18 protein-coding genes are annotated in these 20,565 nt (G+C 68.2%); 12 read left to right on the forward strand and 6 right to left on the reverse strand.

Annotation, left to right across the window (positions count from 1 at the left end; genetic code table 11):
- Positions 1-39 precede the first annotated feature (39 nt).
- Positions 40-360, forward strand: a complete 321-nt coding sequence (locus BLW83_RS08715) for a hypothetical protein (RefSeq protein ID WP_090847742.1) — start codon at positions 40-42, stop codon at positions 358-360.
- 38 nt (positions 361-398) lie between these two features.
- Here BLW83_RS08715 and BLW83_RS08720 read toward each other — a convergent pair whose 3' ends face one another.
- Positions 399-1,280, reverse strand: a complete 882-nt coding sequence (locus BLW83_RS08720; RefSeq protein WP_090847744.1) for a 50S ribosomal protein L11 methyltransferase — start codon at positions 1,278-1,280, stop codon at positions 399-401.
- A complete protein-coding gene (gene msrA, locus BLW83_RS08725) occupies positions 1,280-1,945 on the reverse strand; it encodes a peptide-methionine (S)-S-oxide reductase MsrA (protein WP_090847746.1) in 666 nt (221 codons plus the stop codon). The genes BLW83_RS08720 and msrA overlap by 1 nt, the downstream gene beginning before the upstream one ends.
- Before the next feature lie 229 nt (positions 1,946-2,174).
- Between msrA and BLW83_RS08730 the strand changes: the two genes are divergently transcribed.
- Both BLW83_RS08730 and BLW83_RS08735 read left to right on the forward strand, forming a co-directional pair.
- Positions 2,175-3,149 carry a P1 family peptidase gene (locus BLW83_RS08730; RefSeq protein ID WP_090848147.1) on the forward strand — a complete coding sequence of 325 codons (975 nt, stop codon included), beginning with the start codon at positions 2,175-2,177 and terminating at the stop codon, positions 3,147-3,149.
- A gap of 113 nt (positions 3,150-3,262) precedes the next feature.
- Positions 3,263-4,741 carry an NAD-dependent succinate-semialdehyde dehydrogenase gene (locus tag BLW83_RS08735; RefSeq protein WP_090847748.1) on the forward strand — a complete coding sequence of 493 codons (1,479 nt, stop codon included), beginning with the start codon at positions 3,263-3,265 and terminating at the stop codon, positions 4,739-4,741.
- Between the two features lie 159 nt (positions 4,742-4,900).
- Here BLW83_RS08735 and BLW83_RS08740 read toward each other — a convergent pair whose 3' ends face one another.
- On the reverse strand, positions 4,901-6,061 hold the full coding sequence (locus BLW83_RS08740; RefSeq protein WP_090847750.1) for a thiolase family protein: 1,161 nt from the start codon (positions 6,059-6,061) through the stop codon (positions 4,901-4,903).
- 81 nt (positions 6,062-6,142) lie between these two features.
- Here BLW83_RS08740 and BLW83_RS08745 point away from each other — a divergent pair, with 81 nt between their 5' ends.
- From BLW83_RS08745 to uvrC, 8 genes are all read left to right on the forward strand, one after another.
- Positions 6,143-6,493 (forward strand): STAS domain-containing protein, encoded by a 351-nt coding sequence (locus BLW83_RS08745; RefSeq protein ID WP_090847752.1) that lies wholly within the window; start codon positions 6,143-6,145, stop codon positions 6,491-6,493.
- Entirely contained in the window at positions 6,490-7,029 is a 540-nt protein-coding gene (locus BLW83_RS08750; RefSeq protein ID WP_090847754.1) for an ATP-binding protein, read from the forward strand. Before BLW83_RS08745 ends, BLW83_RS08750 begins: the two co-directional genes overlap by 4 nt.
- A 250-nt stretch (positions 7,030-7,279) precedes the next feature.
- Positions 7,280-7,852 (forward strand): ubiquinol-cytochrome c reductase iron-sulfur subunit, encoded by a 573-nt coding sequence (gene petA / locus BLW83_RS08755; protein ID WP_090848148.1) that lies wholly within the window; start codon positions 7,280-7,282, stop codon positions 7,850-7,852.
- An 11-nt stretch (positions 7,853-7,863) separates the two neighbouring features.
- Complete coding sequence (locus BLW83_RS08760) at positions 7,864-9,189, forward strand: cytochrome b (RefSeq protein ID WP_090847756.1); 1,326 nt, start codon at positions 7,864-7,866, stop codon at positions 9,187-9,189.
- 12 nt (positions 9,190-9,201) lie between these two features.
- Entirely contained in the window at positions 9,202-10,707 is a 1,506-nt protein-coding gene (locus tag BLW83_RS16080) for a cytochrome c1 (RefSeq protein WP_281245534.1), read from the forward strand.
- A gap of 463 nt (positions 10,708-11,170) precedes the next feature.
- The gene (locus tag BLW83_RS08770; RefSeq protein ID WP_090848149.1) at positions 11,171-11,977 is read left to right on the forward strand and encodes a S49 family peptidase; all 807 of its coding nucleotides are present in this window, start codon (positions 11,171-11,173) and stop codon (positions 11,975-11,977) included.
- Between the two features lie 104 nt (positions 11,978-12,081).
- Complete coding sequence (locus BLW83_RS08775) at positions 12,082-12,861, forward strand: SDR family oxidoreductase (protein WP_281245535.1); 780 nt, start codon at positions 12,082-12,084, stop codon at positions 12,859-12,861.
- 299 nt (positions 12,862-13,160) lie between these two features.
- Positions 13,161-15,044 (forward strand): excinuclease ABC subunit UvrC, encoded by a 1,884-nt coding sequence (uvrC, locus tag BLW83_RS08780; protein WP_090847760.1) that lies wholly within the window; start codon positions 13,161-13,163, stop codon positions 15,042-15,044.
- 28 nt (positions 15,045-15,072) lie between these two features.
- Here the strand turns inward: uvrC and BLW83_RS08785 are convergent, their stop codons facing one another.
- A complete protein-coding gene (locus BLW83_RS08785) occupies positions 15,073-16,680 on the reverse strand; it encodes an MORN repeat-containing protein (protein WP_090847762.1) in 1,608 nt (535 codons plus the stop codon).
- A 238-nt stretch (positions 16,681-16,918) separates the two neighbouring features.
- Between BLW83_RS08785 and BLW83_RS08790 the strand changes: the two genes are divergently transcribed.
- Positions 16,919-18,553, forward strand: a complete 1,635-nt coding sequence (locus BLW83_RS08790; RefSeq protein WP_090847764.1) for an NAD+ synthase — start codon at positions 16,919-16,921, stop codon at positions 18,551-18,553.
- A 21-nt stretch (positions 18,554-18,574) separates the two neighbouring features.
- Here the strand turns inward: BLW83_RS08790 and pncB are convergent, their stop codons facing one another.
- Positions 18,575-19,882, reverse strand: coding sequence for a nicotinate phosphoribosyltransferase (pncB, locus tag BLW83_RS08795; RefSeq protein WP_177172531.1), 1,308 nt, complete (start codon positions 19,880-19,882; stop codon positions 18,575-18,577).
- Positions 19,879-20,469, reverse strand: coding sequence for a bifunctional nicotinamidase/pyrazinamidase (pncA, locus tag BLW83_RS08800; protein ID WP_090847767.1), 591 nt, complete (start codon positions 20,467-20,469; stop codon positions 19,879-19,881). The genes pncB and pncA overlap by 4 nt, the downstream gene beginning before the upstream one ends.
- Between the last annotated feature and the right edge of the window lie 96 nt (positions 20,470-20,565).

Here is a 20,565-nt window from a genome sequence, read left to right on the forward strand (position 1 = left end):
CCTCTCGCCCGCGCGGCGGATGCGGCGTAAGCTCGGCCCATGAACCAGACCGAGTTGATGATCGCCATTGGCGGCGGGTTGTTCGCCGCGTTCCTGTTGGGCTGGCTTGCGGGCTGGCTGACGCTGCGCGCGGCCGAGGAACCCGTCCCCGCCCCGCCGCCCGGCGCCGCCGCCGAGTTCCCCGAACCGCCTCGGCCGGCGGCGGATTCGCACGCGCAAGACGACATGGCGGCGCGGCTGGTCGATGCCCGCGACGCGGCGTTCCGCGCGCAGGACGAATTGCGCCTGGCCCAGATCGAGATCGAAGAGCTGCGCAGCTATATCGAGCGCAAGCTGGCGCCATCGGCAAACAGCGGCTGAGCGGGCCCGGGCTGAGCGGGCGGAACGGGGGGCTGAATTCAGCCCGTGGCCGGACGCCCGACGACCAGCGTCGCCCATTCCCCCAGATCATCGCGGCGCACCAGCGGGACGCCCGCGGCCTGATAGGCGGCGGCCACATCGTCGGCCTGTGCCGTCAGGATCCCCGACAGGATCGCCCGCCCGCCCGGCGCCAGATGGCGCACCATGTCAGGCGCCAGCTCGATCAGCGGCTGCTTGAGGATATTGGCAAAGATCAGCTCATACGGCCCCGCGTCATGCAGCAGCGGGTGCGAAAACCCCTCGGCCATGACGCATTCGACGCGGCCGTCCAGCCCGTTGGCCAGCACGTTCGCCTGTGCGGTCTCGACCGCCACCGGGTCGATGTCGGACGCGACGACCACCCCCGGCAGCACCCGCGCCGCCGCCATCGCCAGCACCGCGGTGCCGCAGCCGATGTCGGCCACGCGCAGCGGAGCCTCGCCCGCCGTCAGCATCCGGTCCAGCGCCAGCAGGCAGCCGCGGGTGGTGTCGTGGTGGCCGGTGCCGAATGCCATCGCGGCCTCGATACACAGCGATTCGGCGCCCTCGGGGACGCGGTGGGCGTCATGGGCGCCGTGGACAAAGAACCGGCCGGCCTCGACCGGGGTCAGTTCGCGGCGGACATGGGCCACCCAGTCCACCTCGGGCAGTTCCGACACGGCAAAGGGCTGGGCGTCATGGGCGGCGGCCAGCAGGGCCAGCGCGATTTCATCGGGGGCTTCGGTGAAATAGACGCCCACCTCCCAGCGGTCGGAACCGTCCTCGATCTCGAACACGCCGCTGCCGACGGGTTCGGGGGTCAGCACATCCTCGCACGCCTCGGCCAGCGCCTCGGCGGCGGCGCGGCCCTGCGCATGGGTCAACGCGGTCCAGGTCGCCATCACAGCGCCCCCGTCGCCACCGAAGACCCGCCCGCGGACGAGGGCGAGGGTTCCGGGTTTCCGTCGCTTTCGCCGCTTGCGGCCTCGTGCACCGCCGAGGCGCTGGAGGCCAGCACCCCGGTGCCGCGCAGCCCGCAATAGCCGTCGGGCACCTTGTGCAGATATTGCTGGTGGTCGTCTTCGGGTGCGCGCCAGAAACGGTCGAGCGGCGCGATCTGCGTGGTGATGCGCCCGAAACCGCCCACCGCCAGCCGGTTGTCATAGTCGATGCGGCTGGATTCGGCCACGGCAAGCTGGTGGTCCGAGGTGGTGAAGATCACCGAGCGATACTGGTCGCCGATGTCGTTGCCTTGCCGGTTGCCCTGGGTGGGATCGTGGTTTTCCCAGAATATCTTGAGGATCTGTTCGGTGCTGATCCGGCTGGGGTCATAGACCACGCGCACCACCTCGGCATGGCCGGTGCCGCCGGCGCAGACCTGGCGATAGGTCGGGTTCTCGGTGGTGCCGCCGGCAAAGCCGACCTCGGTCAGGAATACGCCCTCTTGCTGCCAGTAAAGCCGCTCGACCCCCCAATAGCAGCCCATGCCCAGCACGATTTCCTCGAACCCTCTGGGCGTGGGGGTGTCGAGCGGGCGGCCGAAAATGGCGTGGATCGGTGCGGACATGGCAGGCTCCTGTCGGTTGGTCCCTGATCTAGGGCGCGGGGCGGGGTTTCACAACGCCTTGCACCGCGGTCGGGTTCTGCGACAGGCTGCGGGGGGTGTGGCTGTGGCGAGGCCGGACCGGGGGCCAGCCCCCGGGCCACTGCCGTGGCCTTCCTCGCTGAAAACAGTCCACCGGACTGTTTTCCGGGCGCTCGGAAGCCCCCGGGATATTTTCATAATGGAGAATGGCATGCGCGCAGGACCACTGAACCTGATTACCGATGTGGCCGGGCTGGTTGTCGGCAATGCGGCGGACGCAGCGCTGAAATCGGGGGTGACGGTGCTGACCTCGGACGCGCCATTCGCCTGCGGCGTGCATGTGATGGGCGGCGCGCCGGGGACGCGGGAAACCGACCTGCTGGCCCCCGACCGGCTGGTGCATGCGGTGGATGCGCTGGTGCTGGCGGGCGGCTCGGCCTTTGGGCTGGGCGCGGCCGAGGGCGTGGTGGCCGGGCTGCGCGCAATGGGGCGCGGCTTTGCAGTGGGGGATGCGCGCGTGCCGATCGTGCCGGGCGCGATCCTGTTCGACCTGCTGAACGGCGGCGACAAGGGCTGGGACGACAGCCCCTATCCCGCGCTGGGGCGCCGCGCGCTGGATGCGGCCGGGGCGAGGTTCGCGCTGGGGTCCGAGGGCGCGGGAACGGGCGCCCTGACCGCGCAGTGGAAGGGCGGGCTGGGTTCGGCCTCGGCGGTGCTGGAGGACGGCACCACCATTGGCGCGCTGGTGGCGGTGAATGCGCTGGGGTCGGTGACCGCGCCATCCGGGCAGTTCTGGGCCGCGCCGTGGGAACTGGGGGACGAATTCGGCGGCCGCGGCCTGTCCGGCCCCTATGACCCCGGCCATGAACCCGCGCCGGAAAAGCGGCAGGGCGAGGCCACCACCATCGGCATCATCGCCACCGACGCCGCGCTGGACAAGGCGGCGCTGACCCGGCTGGCGGTGGGGGCGCATGACGGGTTCGCTCGCGCCATCGTGCCCTCGCACACGCCGTTCGACGGGGATCTGGTGTTCGCGGTCTCGACCGGGGCGCGCAAGGCGGCGGACCCGTTCCGGCTGGGCCATGCCGCCGCCTGCACCATGGCGCGGGCCATCGCGCGGGCGGTGTTCCTGGCCGCCCCGGCGCCGGGCGACCTGCAACCCTGCTGGCGGGCGGCGCTGCGCTGAAATTCCTCGGGCGGACCCGGGCGCGCCGCAGATGCGTTGCACTGGACAATGGCGGCGGCCGGTGTTCACGTCGCGCCTGACCGAAACCCGGCCGTCATACCGGAGGAGACACCATGACCGCCCATTCGACCGATCTGAAGACCCTGCTGCGTGACCCCTCGTTGCTGGAAACCCGCGCCTTTGTCGCGGGCGAGTGGGTGGATGCCGAGGACGGCGCGACCTTTGAGGTGCGAAATCCTGCCCGCGGCGACGTGATCGCCCGCGTGGCCGACCTGTCGCGGGCCGAGGTCGCCCGCGCCATCGAGGCCGCCCATCGCGCCATGAAGGACTGGGCCGCCCGCCCGGCCAAGGAACGCGCGCAGGTCATGCGGCGCTGGTTCGACCTGATGATGCAGAACCAGGACGACCTTGCCACCATCCTGACCGCCGAGATGGGCAAGCCCCTGCCCGAGGCCAAGGGCGAAATCGCTTACGGCGCCAGCTTTATCGAGTGGTTCGGCGAAGAGGCCAAGCGCGTCTACGGCGAAACCATCCCCGGCCACATGGCCGACAAGCGCCTGACCGTGCTGCGCCAGCCGATCGGGGTGGTTGGCTCGATCACGCCGTGGAATTTTCCCAACGCGATGATCACCCGCAAATGCGGCCCGGCGCTGGCGGTGGGCTGCGGCTTTGTCGCAAGGCCGGCGGCGGAAACGCCGCTGTCGGCGCTGGCGCTGGCTGTGCTGGGTGAACGCGCCGGGCTGCCCAAGGGGATCCTGTCGGTGGTGACCTCCAGCCGGTCCTCGGACATCGGCAAGGAATTTTGCGAAAACCCGCTGGTGCGCAAGCTGACCTTTACCGGCTCGACCGAGGTCGGGCGCATCCTGCTGCGCCAGGCCGCCGACCAGGTGCTGAAATGCTCGATGGAGCTGGGCGGCAACGCCCCCTTCATCGTCTTTGACGACGCCGATCTGGATGCGGCGGTCGAAGGGGCGATGGCGTCGAAGTTCCGCAACAACGGCCAGACCTGTGTCTGCGCCAACCGCATCTATGTGCAGGCCGGGGTCTATGACGAATTCGCACGCCGGCTGGCGGCGGCGGTGGACAGGCTGAATGTGGGCGACGGGCTGGAATCCGGCACCACCACCGGCCCGCTGATCAACGCGGACGCCGTGGAAAAGGTCGAGGAACACATCGCCGACGCGCTGGACCGCGGGGCCAAGGTGGTCACCGGCGGCAATCGCCATCCGCTGGGCGGATCCTTCTTTCAGCCGACGGTGGTGACGGATATTCCCGCCGATGCGAAGGTCTCGACCGAGGAAACCTTTGGCCCGCTGGCGCCGCTGTTCCGCTTTGAGACCGAGCAAGAGGTGATCGACAAGGCCAACGCCACCATCTTTGGCCTGGCCGCCTATTTCTATGCCCGCGACGTCGGCCGCATCACCCGCGTGCAGGAAGCGCTGGAATACGGCATCGTCGGCGTGAACACCGGCATCATCTCGACCGAGGTCGCCCCCTTTGGCGGCGTCAAGCAGTCGGGGCTGGGCCGCGAAGGCTCGCGCCACGGGATCGAGGATTATCTGGAAATGAAATACGTCTGCCTGTCGATCTGAGCCGGAAAGAAAAGGGGGGCTGTCTGCCCCCCATCGCCTGACGGCGATTCCCCCCGAGGATATTTCCGCACCAAAGACCTCATGAAGCGGCAAGCCCGGTCTTTGGTGTGTAAATATCCCGGGGTCCGGGGCAGCGCCCCGGTCCGGCGCGGGCCGTGATCAGACCAGTTCGATCGCGATGGCGGTGCCCTCGCCGCCGCCGATACAGATGGCAGCGACGCCGCGTTTCTTGCCGGCACGGCGCAGCGCGTTGATCAGCGTGACCACAATGCGCGCCCCCGAGGCGCCGATGGGGTGGCCCATCGCGCAGGCGCCGCCGTTCACGTTCACCACCTCCGGCGACAGGCCCATCTTCTGCATGAAGGCCATGGGGACGACGGCGAAGGCCTCGTTCACCTCCCACAGGTCGACGTCTTCCTTGGCCCAGCCCAGCTTTGCCAGCAGCTTTTCAGCGGCGGGGACCGGGGCGGTGGGGAAATCGGCCGGGGCCTGGGCGTGGCCGGCATGGCCCATGATGCGGGCGATGGCGCCTTCGGCCTTGTCCGACAGCACCAGCGCCGCCGCCCCGTCCGAAATCGAGGACGAATTCGCCGCCGTCACCGTGCCGTCCTTGCGGAACGCGGGCCTCAGGGTCGGGATCTTGTCGGGGCGGGCGTTGCCGGGCTGTTCGTCGGTGTCCACCATCGTCTCGCCGCCCCGGGTCGCGACCTTGACCGCCACCACCTCATCGGCAAAGCGCCCTTCGTCGATGGCAGCCTTGGCCCGGGTCAGCGAGCGCAGCGCGTATTCGTCCTGCGCCTGCCGGGAGAACTGGAACTCGGCGGCGCAATCCTCGGCGAAGCTGCCCATCAGCCGGCCCTTGTCATAGGCATCTTCCAGCCCGTCAAGGAACATCGAATCCATCACCTGCCCGTGGCCAAGCCGGGCGCCGCCGCGCATCTTGGGCAGCAGATAGGGGGCGTTGGTCATGCTCTCCATCCCCCCCGCGACAATGGTGCGGGCCGAGCCTGCGCGGATGGAATCCGAGGCCGACATCAGCGCCTGCATCCCCGAGCCGCACATCTTGTTCAGCGTGACCGCCGGCACCGACTGCGGCAGCCCCGCCCCCAGCGCCGCCTGGCGCGCGGGGGCCTGGCCCTGGCCCGCGGGCAGAACGCAGCCCATCAGCACCTCGTCGACCTGCGCGCCGTCCACGCCGGCGCGCGAAATCGCCTCGGCGATGGCGGTCGCGCCCAGTTCGGGTGCGGTCAAGGGGGCAAGGGCGCCCTGCATTCCCCCCATCGGGGTGCGGACGGCGGCGTGGATGTAGACCTCGGGCATGGCACTCTCGACTGTTTGCGATTTGGTAACGAGTTTCGGCTAACCATGGGCCAAAGGACGGATTCGCCGCAAGGGTCGGGTATGCATTTCTACACGGATCTGATCGACGACGGGGTGAGGGTGCGGGTCGAGGAACCGCGGCTGGACGCCGCCATCGCCATCCGCTTCAAGGACCGGCTGCGCGATGTGGCGGCGCGGCACGGGCCGCGGATCCTGCTGGATCTGACGCCGGTGCAGTTCATGGACAGCTCGGGGCTGGGGGCGGTGCTGGCGATCCGCCGCATCCTGCCCGAGGGCCACCGGCTTGAGCTGATGGGGCTGACCCCCAACGTGGACAGGGTCTTTCGCCTGACCCGGATGGACACGGTGTTCACCATTCACGGCAACCAGCCTGGATTTCCCTCGACCCCGGATGACGAGGCCGACAGATGATCGACGACATTCCCCCGCCGCCATGCGGCCACCGCCTGACCCGCGCGGCGCCGATGTTTCACCGGATCTTTCCTGCGGACCCGCAGGCAGTCCGGCAGGCGCTGGTCGACCTGCGCGCGCGTTTCACGGGGGCGGTGCCTTCGGATGCGGTGGACCGGATGGAGCTGGCGATGGCCGAGGTGCTGAACAATATCGTCCAGCACGGGGGCGCCATGCCCCACGTCTTGCCCGTCCCCCCCGGCGCGCAGCCCCCCGCCCCCGTCACGATCCACCTTACCGTGACGCGGCACGCCGGCGGGCTGGCCTGTGCCGTCACCGACGATGGCGGCCCGCTGCCGCTGTGCTGCCTGACGCCGGCGCAGATGCCCCTGCCCGAGATCGCAGCCCTGCGCGAGGGCGGCTTTGGCTGGTTCATGATCCGCGACCTGACCCAGTCGCTGTTCTATTTCCGCGAACGCCGGCGCAACGTGCTGTGTTTCAGCGTGCCCCCGGCCGAGGGCGGGCAGCGCCCCGCGGGCACCACCGTCGTCGCATGACGGCCGCCGCCCCTTGCCCGGCGACCACGGGCATTTGCCCATTCGCCGGCCGCAACCGCCGCCCGCGGCCCGTCGCCTGCGCGTCGAAAATCCCACACTGCGGCCAAATGCGGCAGCGGATGCGCGGCTCGGTGCTGGACTGACGGAATGTTGACCGCTAGAAACGCGCCTGCGAGGGCTGTCCATCGGTCGGCCCGACCTGTCGTATCGGCCCGGCCCACCCGCGCTGGCCCCGAATTGGAGAATGACCGTGTCCCACGCTGAAGACCACGCAGGAGACCACGGCGCCACCCGGAGGGACTTCCTCTATTACGCGACCGCCGGTGCCGGCGCTGTTGCGGCCGGGGCAGCCGCCTGGACCCTTGTAAACCAGATGAACCCCTCGGCCGACGTGCAGGCCCTTTCCTCGATCCAGGTGGATATCAGCGGCGTCGAAGAGGGCACGCAGCTGACCGTCAAATGGCTGGGCAAGCCGGTGTTCATCCGCCACCGCACGCAAGAGGAAATCGACCGGGCCCGCGCCGACGACAGCGCCACGCTGATCGACCATCTTTCGCAAAACCCCAACAAGCCGGGGTCCAGCGCCGACGACGCCAACCGCACGCTGGACGACGACGGCCGCTGGCTGGTCCAGATCGGTGTCTGCACGCATCTTGGCTGCGTCCCGATCGGCAATGGCGCCGGCGATTATCAGGGCTGGTTCTGCCCCTGCCACGGCTCGCATTACGATGCCTCGGGGCGTATCCGCCGCGGTCCCGCCCCTGAAAATATGCATATTCCCGTCGCCGAGTTCCTGGACGACACCACCATCAAGCTGGGCTGAGGAGCGCGAAGATGTCTGCCGGTATTCCGACCGATCACTACGAACCCAAGACCTCAGCCGAACGCTGGATCGACCGCCGCCTGCCGATCGTGCGACTGCTCGTCGATTTCGTCACCCTTCCCACCCCCCGGAACCTGAACTGGTGGTGGATCTGGGGGATCGTGCTGACCTTCTGCCTGGTGTTGCAGATCGTCACCGGCATCGTTCTGGCGATGCATTACACCCCCCATGTCGACCTGGCCTTCGGTTCGGTCGAACATATCATGCGCAACGTGAACGGCGGGTATTTCCTGCGCTACCTGCACGCCAACGGCGCCTCGCTGTTCTTCCTGGCGGTCTATATCCACATCTTCCGCGGGCTTTACTACGGCAGCTACAAGGCCCCGCGCGAGATCACCTGGATCGTGGGGATGCTGATCTACATCGCCATGATGGCGACGGCCTTCATGGGCTATGTGCTGCCCTGGGGGCAGATGTCCTTCTGGGGCGCGACGGTGATCACCGGCCTGTTCGGTGCCATTCCCGGCGTTGGTCCGACGATCCAGACCTGGCTGCTAGGCGGCCCGGCGGTGGATAACGCCACGCTCAACCGTTTCTTCTCGCTGCATTATCTGGTGCCGTTCGTGATCGCCGCGCTGGTCGTGGTCCATTTCTGGGCTTTCCACACCACCGGCAACAACAACCCCACCGGCATCGAGGTGCGCCGCACCTCGAAAGAAGAAGCCCGCCGCGACACCCTGCCCTTCTGGCCCTATTTCGTCGTCAAGGATCTGGTGGGCCTGTCCATCATCCTGGTGGTGTTCTTTGCGATCATCGGCTTCATGCCCAACTACCTGGGCCACCCCGACAACTATATCGAGGCGAACCCGCTGGTCACGCCGGCGCATATCGTGCCGGAATGGTATTTCCTGCCCTTCTACGCGATCCTGCGCGCGTTTACCGCCGATGTCTGGGTGGTAATCGCGGTGAACTGGGTCACCTTCGGCATCGTGGACGCCAAGTTCTTTGGCGTGATCGCCATGTTCGGCGCGATCATCGTGATGGCGCTGGTGCCGTGGCTTGACACCTCGCGCGTGCGCTCGGGCCGCTACCGCCCGCAGTTCAAGTGGTGGTTCTGGCTGCTGGCCGTCGACTTTGTCGTCCTGACCTGGGCGGGGGCGATGCCGGCCGAGGGGATCTATCCCTATATCGCGCTTGCCGGCGCCGCCTATTGGTTCGCCTATTTCCTGGTGATCCTGCCCCTTCTCGGCGTGATCGAGCGGCCGCTGCCGATTCCGAACACGATCGAGGAAGACTTTGACGCGCACTACGGTCGCGCCACCCACCCCGCCGAGTAAGGAGAGGCGCGAATGTCCCTGAGAAACGTCACACTCACGGCGGTCGCGGCCCTGTCCCTCGGGATGGCGGCACACGCCCAGAGCACGACCACCGTCACGGTTCCGCTGAATCAGCCCGGCACGCAGGTGCCGGCGCCGACCGGCCCGGGAACCACCGTCACCCGCCTGCCCGACGGCTCCAGCACGGTCGAAACGACCGGCGCCGGCGCAACGCCGCAGGCCGCCGACGACAGCAGCGCGACTGCCCCGGCTGCGCAAGCCGCCGCCCCGGCAGAGGCTGCGGCCGAAACCTCGGCCCAGCCCGCGGAAGAGCCTGCCGCCGCGCCTGCTGCCGAGGTCGAGGCCCCCGCGCCCGAGACCACGGCCGCAGAGGAACCCCCGGCTGAACAGCCTGCGGCTGACGAGGCTGTGGCTGACGAGGCCCCCGCCGAAGCAGACGCGGCCGAAGAGCCGGCCGTTGCCGAAGAAGAAGCGGCCGCGGAAGAAGTAGTCGAGGAAGAACCGGCCGCAGAGGAAGCGGCCGAAGAAACCCCCGCCGAAGAGGACGCCACCGCAGAAGAAGCGACCGAGGACGAGGCAGCCGAGGACGAGGCAGCCGAGGACGAGGCGACCGAAGACGCCGCCGCCGAGGACGCAGCGACCGAAGACGAAGCAGCGGAAGAAGCCGCCGAGGAAGAACTCGTCGAGGATGACGCCGCGGCAGACGAGGAAACCGCCGTCGAGGAAGAACCCGCCGCCGAGGACGATCCACAGGCCGACGACGCCGCCGAGGCGACCGAGGCTGCGGAAATCGAGCAGGTCATCCGCGACGTTTCCTTCAGCTTCGAGGGGCCGTTCGGCAAATACGACCAGCTTCAGCTTCAGCGCGGCCTGCAAGTCTATACCGAGGTCTGCGCCGGCTGCCACGGGATGAAGCTGGTGCCGCTGCGCACACTGTCCGACCCCAACGGCCCGCAGCTGCCCGAAGACCAGATGCGCGCCTATGCGGCCGAGATGTCCATCTTCGACCCGGAACTGGACGACGAGCGCCCGCGCGAGCCGACCGACATGTTCCCCAGCGTCGATGGTGAGGGCATGGGGCCGGACCTGTCGCTGATGGCCAAGGCAAGGGCCGGTTTCCACGGCCCCTACGGCACCGGAATCAACCAGTTCTTCAAAGGTATCGGCGGGCCCGAGTATATCTACTCGATCCTGACCGGCTACACCGGCGAAGAGACCGAGCAGGCCGGCACCACCTTCTATGAAAACACCGCCTTCCCCGGCGGCTGGATTTCGATGGCGCCGCCGCTGTCCGACGATCAGGTCGAGTTCGAGGACGGCTCGCCCACCGATCTGGACAGCATGGCACAGGACATGGCGGCGTTTCTGATGTGGACCGCCGAGCCCAAGATGATGGAGCGCAAGCAGTCCGGCCTGGTGTCGGTGCTGTTCCTGATCGTGCTGACGGTGCTGCTGTATCTGACCAACAAGCGCCTGTGGTGGCCGATAAAGCACCGCGAAAACGGTGACGGTCGCTGATCGCAGCCGCTTTGCCCAAACAATCAAGCGCGCCCCATCGGGGCGCGCTTTGCATTTCAGATCAGGCGACCGGCGGGGGCGCGAAAGCGTCGCAGAACATGCTGCCCCATGCCGGCCCGGTTTCTGCCGGGCGGCAGCAGTCATCGCCTGCACATGGGAACCAGCCGGCCACATGCTGGCACCGGGTCGCGCGAACCTGCCAGACCGCAACCGCCGCGGCGCCCGGTCGGGGTCCGTGCCCGGATCCTCCAACCCGGCCAGACCCCAGCCGCACCGGCCGTGCGATGCCACCGCGCCCCCCCCCGCCCGGATGCAAGGATCTGCAACGCGGCCCCGCGCCGGCCGGTCACGGCGCCCCCGCATTCGCGACACCGCGGCAAATACTGCGCCACGCCGCGCAAGCGACCGCCACCCTGCCCGAGGACGCTTGCCCGAAGCCCCGCCGCAGCTTATCTGCCTGATCATGCGCATCCCTTTTCTGTCGCCCCGGCGGCCCGTCGTTTCCGTCATCCGCCTGCAAGGCGCCATCGGCGCCTCGGCCCGCAGCGGCGGTATCGGCCTGTCCGATACCGCGCTGGCGCCGTTGCTCAACCGCGCCTTCAAGCGCCGCAGGCCGGCGGCGGTGGCGATTGCGCTGAACTCACCCGGTGGGGCGCCGGTGCAGACCTCGCTGATTGCCGCCCGCATCCGGCGGCTGGCCGAGCGCCACGGCGTTCCGGTCCATATGTTCGTCGAGGATGTGGCGGCCTCGGGCGGGTATTGGCTGGCGACGGCGGCGGACAAGATCTGGGTCGATCAGTCCTCGGTCATCGGCTCGGTGGGGGTGATTTCGTCCAGCTTCGGCTTTGCGGATTTCATCGCCCGCCACGGGATCGAGCGGCGTATCCACACCGCCGGCACCGCCAAGTCGTGGCTGGACCCGTTCCGCGCCGAAAGCCCCGAAGACGTCGCCCGGCTGCACCGCCTGCTGGAGCCGATTCACGCCGCTTTCAAGGATCAGGTGCAGTCGCGCCGCGGCGCCCTGTTGCCGGGCGACCGCGACCTGTTCACCGGCGAGGTCTGGGTCGGCCAGCAGGCGGTCGATCTGGGGCTTGCCGACGGCATCGGCCATCTGGAACCCGTCATGCGCGAGCTGTTCGGCAAGGACGTGCAGTTCCTGACCTATGGGCTGCGCACCCCGTTCCTGCGCCGTTTTGGCATCTCGGCCGGGGATGTCATCGACGCCGCCGCCGAACGTGCCGCCTTTGCGCGCCTGACCCCGGGGGGCTGAGATGATCAAGATCGTCGTTATGTTTCTGCTGATCATGGTGGCGCTGGCCCTGGCCTTTGGCCCCGGTTTCCGCCGTGTCATCGCCCGTATCCTTGGGCTGCCCCTTGGCCGTTAGGGGCACAGCGCTGGTCACCGGCGGCGCGCGCCGGCTGGGGCGGGCGATGGTGCTGGCGCTGGCCGGGCGCGGCCACGATGTCGCGATCCATTACCTCGGCTCGGAAACCGAGGCCGAGGCCACCGCCGCCGAGGCCCGCGCCCTTGGCGTCGCCGCCCGCATCTTTCGCGCCGACCTGCTGGACGAGGCTGCAACCTATGCGCTGATCCCCGCCGTCGCCGCGGCGATGGGGCCGCTGACGGTGCTGGTCAACAACGCCTCGATCTTTGAATACGACAATATCGCCACCGCCACCCGCGACAGCTGGGACCGGCATGTCGGCTCGAACCTGCGCGCCCCGTTCATCCTGACGCAGGAATTCGCCCGGCAGCTGCCCCCCTTGCCCCATTCGGACCCCGAGCCGCTGGCCCATGGGCTGATCGTCAACCTGATCGACCAGCGGGTGCTGAAACCCACGCCCGAGTTCATCACCTATTCGCTGGCCAAGGCCGGGCTGTGGGCGCTGACCCGGACCTCGGCACAAGCGCTGGCGCCGCAAATCCGGGTCAACGCCATCGGCCCCGGCCCCACCATGCAGGGCGCCCGGCAAAGCGCTGAACATTTCGCCCGCCAGCGCGCCGCCACCATCCTGCAACGCGGCGCCGATGCGGATGACATCGCGCGCGCGCTGCTGTATCTTCTGGATGCGCGGGCGGTGACGGGTCAGTTGATCTGCGTCGACGGTGGCCAGCATCTGGCCTGGCGCACCCCCGACATCATCGGCGACTAGGCACGTCCGGCGATAACGCCGCGGCACTTTGTCCACCATCGCCCCCGCGCCCGGGCGATTGTCACGAAACCTTCAAGGGAATCATCCGCTTGCGGCAGATAGAAAGAAAAATCATAGAAAACAGCCCGTTGCGTGACTGCCTCTTTTTTAGGCAAATCGGGGAAAGATCAGGAATCCCTGATCCGAGCGCCATGGTTCCGCAGCCGTTCCACAGAGTTATCCACAGATTCCGTGGACTCATATCTGCTTGCATCCCACCCCGTCTTGCGGGCTGAAAACGGAATCACTTTGTTAACGCAATGGACGACACCGCCCCCCCTGCCGAACGCCCTGCCCCGCCCCTGTCCGGCCATCGGCTGATCGCGGATTACTGCCGCCGGCTCGATTCCAGCCCCGGCGTCTATCGGATGCTGGATGCGGGCGGTGCGGTGCTTTACGTCGGCAAGGCGCGCAACCTGCGGGCGAGGGTGTCGAACTATGCCCGGCCCTCGGGTCATTCGGTGCGGATCGCGCGGATGATCCGTGAAACCGCCAGCATGATGTTTCTCAGCACCCGCACCGAGACCGAGGCGCTGCTGCTGGAACAGAACCTCATCAAGCAGCTCAAGCCGCGCTACAACGTGCTGCTGCGCGACGACAAGTCGTTCCCGAACATCCTGGTCACCCGCAACCATCCGTTTCCGCAGATCAAGAAACACCGCGGCGCGAAATCGGAAAAGGGCGAATATTACGGCCCATTTGCCAGCGCCGGCGCGGTGAACCGGACGCTGAACCAGTTGCAGCGGGTGTTCCTGCTGCGGTCCTGCACGGATTCGACCTTTGCCTCGCGCACCCGGCCTTGCCTGCTTTACCAGATCAAGCGGTGCAGCGCGCCCTGCGTCGGGCGCATCTCGGAAACCGATTATGCCGGGCTGGTCGCGGATGCCGAGCGGTTCCTGCAAGGGCGCTCGACCGCGGTGCAGGCCCGGCTGGCGGCGGACATGGCCGATGCGTCCGAGGCGATGGAATACGAACGCGCCGCGGCGCTGCGCGACCGGATCAAGGCGCTGACCGCGGTGCAGTCGGTGCAGGCGATCAACCCCAAGGGCGTCCCCGAGGCCGACGTGGTCGCCCTGCATCTGGACGCGGGGCAGGCCTGCGTTCAGGTGTTTTTTATCCGCGGCAATCAAAGCTGGGGGAACCGCGATTTCTATCCGCGCACCGGCGGCGCGGATTCGCCGGCCGAGATCATGCAGGCGTTTCTGGCGCAGTTCTACGCCGACAAGCTGCCGCCGCGGCTGATCCTGCTAAGCGACGGGGTCGAGGATGCGGATCTGATGGCGCGGCTGCTGTCGGATCGCGCCGGGCGGCGGGTGGTGCTGGGGGTGCCGCAGCGCGGGGAAAAGGCGGATCTGGTGGCCAATGCGCTGCGCAACGCCCGCGAAAGCCTGGCCCGCCGGCTGGCCGAAAGCGCGACCCAGCGCCGGCTGTTGGAAGGTCTGGCCGAGGCGTTCGAGCTGCCGGTGGTGCCGCGCCGGATCGAGGTTTACGATAACAGCCACATCCAGGGCGCGGCCCCGGTCGGCGGCATGATCGTCGCCGGCCCCGAGGGCTGGGTCAAAAACCAGTATCGCAAGTTCAACATCAAGGGCACCGAGATCACCCCCGGCGACGATTTCGGCATGATGCGCGAGGTTCTGACCCGGCGGTTTTCCCGGCTGCTCAAGGACGACCCCGACCGCGCGTCCGAAGCATGGCCCGACCTGCTGCTGATCGACGGCGGCGCCGGGCAGGTGTCGGCGGTAGCGGGGATTCTGGCGGAACTGGGGGTCGAGGACATCCCCCTGATCGGCGTCGCCAAGGGCCAGGACCGCGACCACGGCAAAGAGGTGTTTCACCGCGTGGGGATGCGCCCCAAGGCCTTGGCGATGAACGACCCGGTGCTGTATTTTACCCAGCGCCTGCGGGACGAGGCCCACCGCTGGGCCATCGGCACCCACCGCGCCCGGCGCACGAAACAGGCGCTGGCGAACCCGCTGGACGAAATCCCCGGCGTCGGCCCCGCCCGCAAACGCGCGCTGCTGGCGCATTTCGGCAGCGCCAAGGCGGTGTCGAACGCGGGTCTGGCCGATCTGCACGCGGTCGAGGGGATTTCAGTCGCGCTGGCCCGCACCATCCACGACCATTTCCACCCCGAGGGGTGAGGCCGCGCGCCCAAAGCGCGGCGGCGCATCATTCGCCGGCAGGCACCTCGGCCGCGCCCTCATCCTCGACGGGCAGACTATCCCCCGCGTCATCAGCAGGCGCCTCGTCCGCGCCCCCGTCATCCGCAGGCTGCGCAGCCTCGTCCGTTTCGGCGGTAACCTCTGCACCTGCCGAACCACCCGCAGCCTCTGGCTCGGCAGGCAGAACGCTGCCAGTCGCCGCGCCGTTCGAGCCATCCGCATCCTCGGCCAGCTTGTCGTCGCGCCATTCGCCCTCGGTCACGCGGCCGCTGGCATAGCGCATGACACCGGCGCCCTGCCGCTTGCCGGCGACAAAGCTGCCCTCATAGATGTCGCCGTTGGCATAGTTGGCCATGCCCTCGCCGTCGATCTCGCCGGCCTTCCAGCCGCCTTCATAGCGGAAACCGTCGGGGGTCATCAGCACGCCCTGGCCGTCGCGCAGGCCATTGGCGAAACCGCCGCGATAGGTGGTGCCGTCGGTATAGGTGGCAGCGCCCTCGCCGTGGCGCTGCCCGTCGGCCCACGCACCCGTGTAGACATAACCGTCCGGGTGGGACATCGTGCCCAGCCCGTGGTTGCGCGCGTCCTTGAAGCCGCCCTCATAGGACAGGCCGTTGGCATAGGTGGCGCGGCCCTGCCCCTCGATCACGCCGGCCACCCAGTCGCCGTCATAACCCGAGCCATCGGGATAGGTGATGCGGCCACGCCCGTCGGGCTGGTCGGCCCGCAGCCTGCCTTCGTAGACCGAGCCGTCGGGATACTGGATGCGTCCCTCGCCCTCCATCCGGTCGTCGACCCAGTCGCCCTCGTAGCGATAGCCGTCCTGACCGGCGAACACGCCCTGCCCGTGGCGCTTGTCGGCGCGAAAGCCCCCCTCATAGACATCGCCGTTGACATAGGTGGCGCGGCCCTGCCCTTCGCGCCGGTTGGCGACCATGGTGCCTTCGTAGATGTCGCCCGAGGGCTGCACCAGCCGCCCCGGCCCCGACATCTGGCCGCTGGCCCAGACGCCCTCATAGACCAGCCCGTCGGGCATGGTCAGCTTGCCCTGCCCCGCGCGCATCTCGGCCAGCATCCCGCCTTCGTAGACCGAGCCGTCGGGATAGGTGATGCGGCCCTGCCCCTCGCGCGCGCCCTGCACCCAGTCGCCGTCATAGCGATAGCCGTTGGGCTGGGTCAGCACCCCCTTGCCGTGGTGCAGCGCCTTGTCGAACCCTCCCTCATAGACCGAGCCGTTGGCATAGGTGGCCCGGCCCTGGCCGGTGATTTCACCCTCGACCCAGTCGCCTTCAAAGCTGCCGCCATCTGCATAGGTAATACGCCCCTTGCCATGCGGCTTGCCGCCCTGGAACTGCCCCTCATAGACCGAGCCGTTGGGATAGACCGCCCGCCCCTGGCCGCGGATCTCGCCATCCACCCAGTCGCCCTCGTAGCGATAGCCCGAGGGCAGGCTGTAGCTGCCGCGCCCGTGCTGGCGGCCATTGCGGAACGTGCCCTCATAGACGCCGCCGTCGTCATACTGCTTGGTGACGACCGCTGCCTGCGCCTGGGTGGGCGCGGGGCTGTGGAATAGCGCCAGACCGGCCAACGCCGCGGCAAGGACTGCGGGTTTCATCGCCAGAGCCTTTCGAGCCTGTAGGTGGGGGCGGGCACGCCCGCTGCTGTGGCTGGTTTAGCGCAGCCACAGCCCAGCGCAAAGCCCAAGACTGCCGCCGCCCTGCCCCGCTTCTTTCTTGCAGAAATATCCTCCGGGGGTGCGGGGGTGGAAAACCCCCGCCTGCGACCGTGTCGCCACCCTTTCCCTTGCCCCCCGCAGACCCTATCTTTCGACAGCCCTGAACGGAGCCCCTGCCATGACCGACCGTTTCCGCCTGACCATCGCGCAGCTGAACCCGACGCTGGGCGACCTGCCCGGAAACGCGGCGCTTGCAGTCGGGGCGTGGCAGCAGGCGCAGGCCGCCGGCGCGCAGATGCTGGCCCTGCCCGCGCGGTTCCTGTCGGGCAGCCCGGCGGGCGATCTTGCCCGCAACCGCGGATTTCTGGACGACTGCCGCCGCACGGTGGAAAAGCTGGCGGCCGACTGCGCCAATGGGCCGGCCATCGGCATCGGCGCGCCGTGGCGCGTGGGCGCGCGGGTGCATGACGCCTGGCTGGTGCTGCAAGGCGGGCGCGTCACCGCGCAGGTGCTGCGCCATGGCGGCGGCGCCGTCTTTGACCCGGCCCCGATCAGCGGCCCGTTTGCGGTTGACGGGCTGCGGCTGGGCTGCACACTGGGCGACGATGCGCTGTCGCCCGAAGTGGCCGAGACGCTGGCCGAAACCGGCGCCGAGATCCTGATCTGCCCCGCAGCCGACCCCTATCACCGCAGCCGCCACGACCAGCGCATCAGCCATATGGTGGCGCGCGTGGTGGAAACCGGGCTGCCGCTGGTGCAGCTGAACCTGACCGGCGGACAGGCAGAATGGGTCCACGACGGCGCCTCGTTCGTGCTGGATCCGGGCGGGCACAAGCGACTGCAACTGCCGCCGTTTCAGGATGCGGTGGCCCATGTCGATTTCACCCGCGGGCCCGAGGGCTGGCGGGCCGAGCCGGGCACCATGGCGCCGCAGCCCGACGAATGGGAACAGGATTACCGCGCCATGTGCATGGGTCTGGGCGACTACATGCGCAAATCCGGGTTCAGCCGCGCGGTTCTGGGGCTGTCGGGCGGGGTCGATTCGACGCTGGTCGCCACCATCGCCGCCGACACGCTGGGGCCGGAAAACCTGCGGGCGGTGCGGCTGCCCTCGGTCCATTCCTCGCAGCATTCGCTGGACGATGCCGCGGAACAGGCGCGGCGGCTGGGTATCCGCATGGATACGCTGCCGATTGTCGGGCCGCATCAGGCCGTGACCGAGACGCTGGCCGACAGTTTCGCCGGCACCACCCCCGACCTGACCGAGGAAAACATCCAGTCCCGCCTGCGCGGCGTGCTGCTGATGGCGCTGTCGAACAAATTCGGCGAGCTGCTGCTGACCACCGGCAACAAATCCGAGGTCGCGGTGGGGTATTCCACGATCTACGGCGACATGGCGGGCGGCTACAATCCGCTGAAAGACCTGTATAAAACCCGGGTGTTCCAGACCTGCCGCTGGCGCAACGAAAACCACCGCGACTGGATGCGCGGCCCCATGGGCGAGGTGATCCCCCCCGCCATCATCGCCAAGCCGCCCTCGGCCGAGCTGCGCCCCGACCAGACCGATCAGGACAGCCTGCCCCCTTACGAGGTGCTGGACGCGATCCTCGAAGGGCTGATCGAGCGCGACGAATCCACCGGCGCGCTGGTGGCGCAGGGGTTTGACCCCGACACGGTGCGCCGGGTGGTGCGGCTGGTCCGCTTCAGCGAATGGAAACGCCAGCAGGCCGCGCCGGGGCCGCGGCTGTCGCCGCGCGCCTTTGGGGCGGACCGGCATTATCCGCTGGTCAATGCGTGGCGCGACCCAGGCTGAACGGGCCGGGCTGAGCCGGCGCTAGACGATCACGTCGAAACGCGGACCTTCGGCGGTTCCGAACACGCGGCGGTAACGGGCAATCATCTCGGCCGGGCCGGTGGCTTTTTCCGGGTTGTCGGACAGTTTCACCGTCGGGCGCCCGTTCGCGGCCACCGCCTTGCACACCAGGCTGAACGGAGCCAAGCCGTCGCCCGGGACAAAGCCGCGAAAGTCGTTGGTCAGCAGCGTTCCCCAGCCGAAACTGACCTTGACCCGCCCGTGAAACCGCGAAAACAGCGCGGCGATGGTCTGTTCGTCCAGCCCGTCGGAAAAGATCACCAGCTTGCCCCGCGGATCCTCGCCCCGGCTTTGCCACCAGCGGATCGCATATTCCGCCATCTCGACCGGATCGCCGGAATCGACGCGAATCCCGGTCCAGCGCGCCAGCCAGTCCGGCGCATTGTCCAGAAACCCCGGCGTGCCGTAGGTGTCGGGCAGAATGATGCGCAGATTTCCGTCGTGTTCCTCTTGCCAGTCGGCCAGCACGCGATAGGGGGCCTGCCGCAGCTCGCCGTCGTTGTCGGCCAGCGCCGCATAGACCATCGGCAGCTCATGGGCGTTGGTGCCGATCGCCTCGATGTCGCGGCGCATGGCGATCAGGCAGTTCGAGGTGCCGGTGAAGCAATCGCCCAGACCCTCGATCATCGCCTGCACGCACCAGTCCTGCCACAGAAAGGAATGTCGCCGCCGCGTCCCGAAATCGGCGATGCGCAGCTCGGGGCCAAGCTTGCGCAGATGTTCGATCTTTTCCCACAGCCGGGCCATGGCGCGGGCGTAAAGCACCTGCAACTCGAACCGGCCCAGATCCTTGAGCACGGCGCGCGAGCGCAGTTCCATGATGATCGCAAGCGCGGGGATTTCCCACAGCATCACCTCGGGCCAGCGGCCGTGAAAGGTCAGCTCATATTGCCCGTCGCGGCGTTCCAGCTGGTATTCGGGCAGGCGCAGGTTTTCCAGGAACTCCATGAAATCCGGGCGGAACATCTGACGCTTGCCGTAGAATGTGTTGCCGCGCATCCAGGTGGATTCACCCCGCGCCAGCGACAGGCTGCGCACATGGTCCAGCTGCTCGCGCAGCTCGCCCTCGTCGATCACATCGGCCAGGCGGATGGATTTGCTGCGGTTGATCAGGCTGAAGGTCACGTCCACGTCGGGGCGGTTGCGGAATACCGACTGGCACATCAGCAGCTTGTAGAAATCGGTGTCGATCAGCGAACGCACGATCGGGTCGATTTTCCACTTGTGGTTGTAGACCCGGGTCGCGATGTCGATATGGGGGATCATCATGCCAGCGTCACCCCCGCATCGCGCATGGCCGTGCGCGCGGCATCCAGCGAGCCGTTCAGGTCGATGGCGCGGGTGGAGGCTTCGATGACCGTGGCCGCGAACCCCAGCCGCATGGCGTCCATCGCCGACCACGCAACGCAGAAATCCTGCGCCAGCCCGACGAAATGCAGGTCATCCAGCCCGCGGTCGCGCAGATAGCCGGCCAGCCCGGTGGCGGTGGTGCGGTCGTTTTCAAAGAATGCCGAGTAGCTGTCGGTCCCCGGCCGGAACCCCTTGCGCAGGATCAGATCGGCGCGCGACAGGTCCAGCCCCGCATGAAACGCGGCGCCGTCCGAGCCGATCACGCAATGCCGCGGCCACAGCACCTGCGGGCCGTAAGGCATCTGCATGGTGGAATAAGGCGCGGCGCCGTGGTTGTCGGCAAAGCTGGCGTGGTCCGCGGGGTGCCAATCCTGCGTCAGGATCACCGCGTCGAACCGGGGCATCAACGCGTTGATCGGGGCGATGATTTCATCCCCTCGTGCCACTGCCAGCGCGCCTCCGGGGCAGAAATCCACCTGCATGTCGACGACGATCAATGCGCGCATGACGCTTCCTCCTGCGGACGGGCAAACGTAGAAAGCCCGCCGGGCAAGGTCAACGGGCGGGCGCCGTCATCCCTTGGGACTTGCCTTTTCCACCCC

The organism is Paracoccus alkenifer (assembly GCF_900108405.1).
Classification (GTDB): domain Bacteria; phylum Pseudomonadota; class Alphaproteobacteria; order Rhodobacterales; family Rhodobacteraceae; genus Paracoccus; species Paracoccus alkenifer.

Coding starts and splice junctions, on each gene's coding strand:
- BLW83_RS08715 (WP_090847742.1), top strand. CDS start 40: ATGAACCAGACCGAGTTGATGATCGCCATTGGCGGCGGGTTGTTCGCC.
- BLW83_RS08720 (WP_090847744.1), bottom strand. CDS start 1,280: ATGGCGACCTGGACCGCGTTGACCCATGCGCAGGGCCGCGCCGCCGCC.
- msrA (WP_090847746.1), bottom strand. CDS start 1,945: ATGTCCGCACCGATCCACGCCATTTTCGGCCGCCCGCTCGACACCCCC.
- BLW83_RS08730 (WP_090848147.1), top strand. CDS start 2,175: ATGCGCGCAGGACCACTGAACCTGATTACCGATGTGGCCGGGCTGGTT.
- BLW83_RS08735 (WP_090847748.1), top strand. CDS start 3,263: ATGACCGCCCATTCGACCGATCTGAAGACCCTGCTGCGTGACCCCTCG.
- BLW83_RS08740 (WP_090847750.1), bottom strand. CDS start 6,061: ATGCCCGAGGTCTACATCCACGCCGCCGTCCGCACCCCGATGGGGGGA.
- BLW83_RS08745 (WP_090847752.1), top strand. CDS start 6,143: ATGCATTTCTACACGGATCTGATCGACGACGGGGTGAGGGTGCGGGTC.
- BLW83_RS08750 (WP_090847754.1), top strand. CDS start 6,490: ATGATCGACGACATTCCCCCGCCGCCATGCGGCCACCGCCTGACCCGC.
- BLW83_RS08760 (WP_090847756.1), top strand. CDS start 7,864: ATGTCTGCCGGTATTCCGACCGATCACTACGAACCCAAGACCTCAGCC.
- BLW83_RS16080 (WP_281245534.1), top strand. CDS start 9,202: ATGTCCCTGAGAAACGTCACACTCACGGCGGTCGCGGCCCTGTCCCTC.
- BLW83_RS08770 (WP_090848149.1), top strand. CDS start 11,171: ATGCGCATCCCTTTTCTGTCGCCCCGGCGGCCCGTCGTTTCCGTCATC.
- uvrC (WP_090847760.1), top strand. CDS start 13,161: ATGGACGACACCGCCCCCCCTGCCGAACGCCCTGCCCCGCCCCTGTCC.
- BLW83_RS08785 (WP_090847762.1), bottom strand. CDS start 16,680: ATGAAACCCGCAGTCCTTGCCGCGGCGTTGGCCGGTCTGGCGCTATTC.
- BLW83_RS08790 (WP_090847764.1), top strand. CDS start 16,919: ATGACCGACCGTTTCCGCCTGACCATCGCGCAGCTGAACCCGACGCTG.
- pncB (WP_177172531.1), bottom strand. CDS start 19,882: ATGATGATCCCCCATATCGACATCGCGACCCGGGTCTACAACCACAAG.
- pncA (WP_090847767.1), bottom strand. CDS start 20,469: ATGCGCGCATTGATCGTCGTCGACATGCAGGTGGATTTCTGCCCCGGA.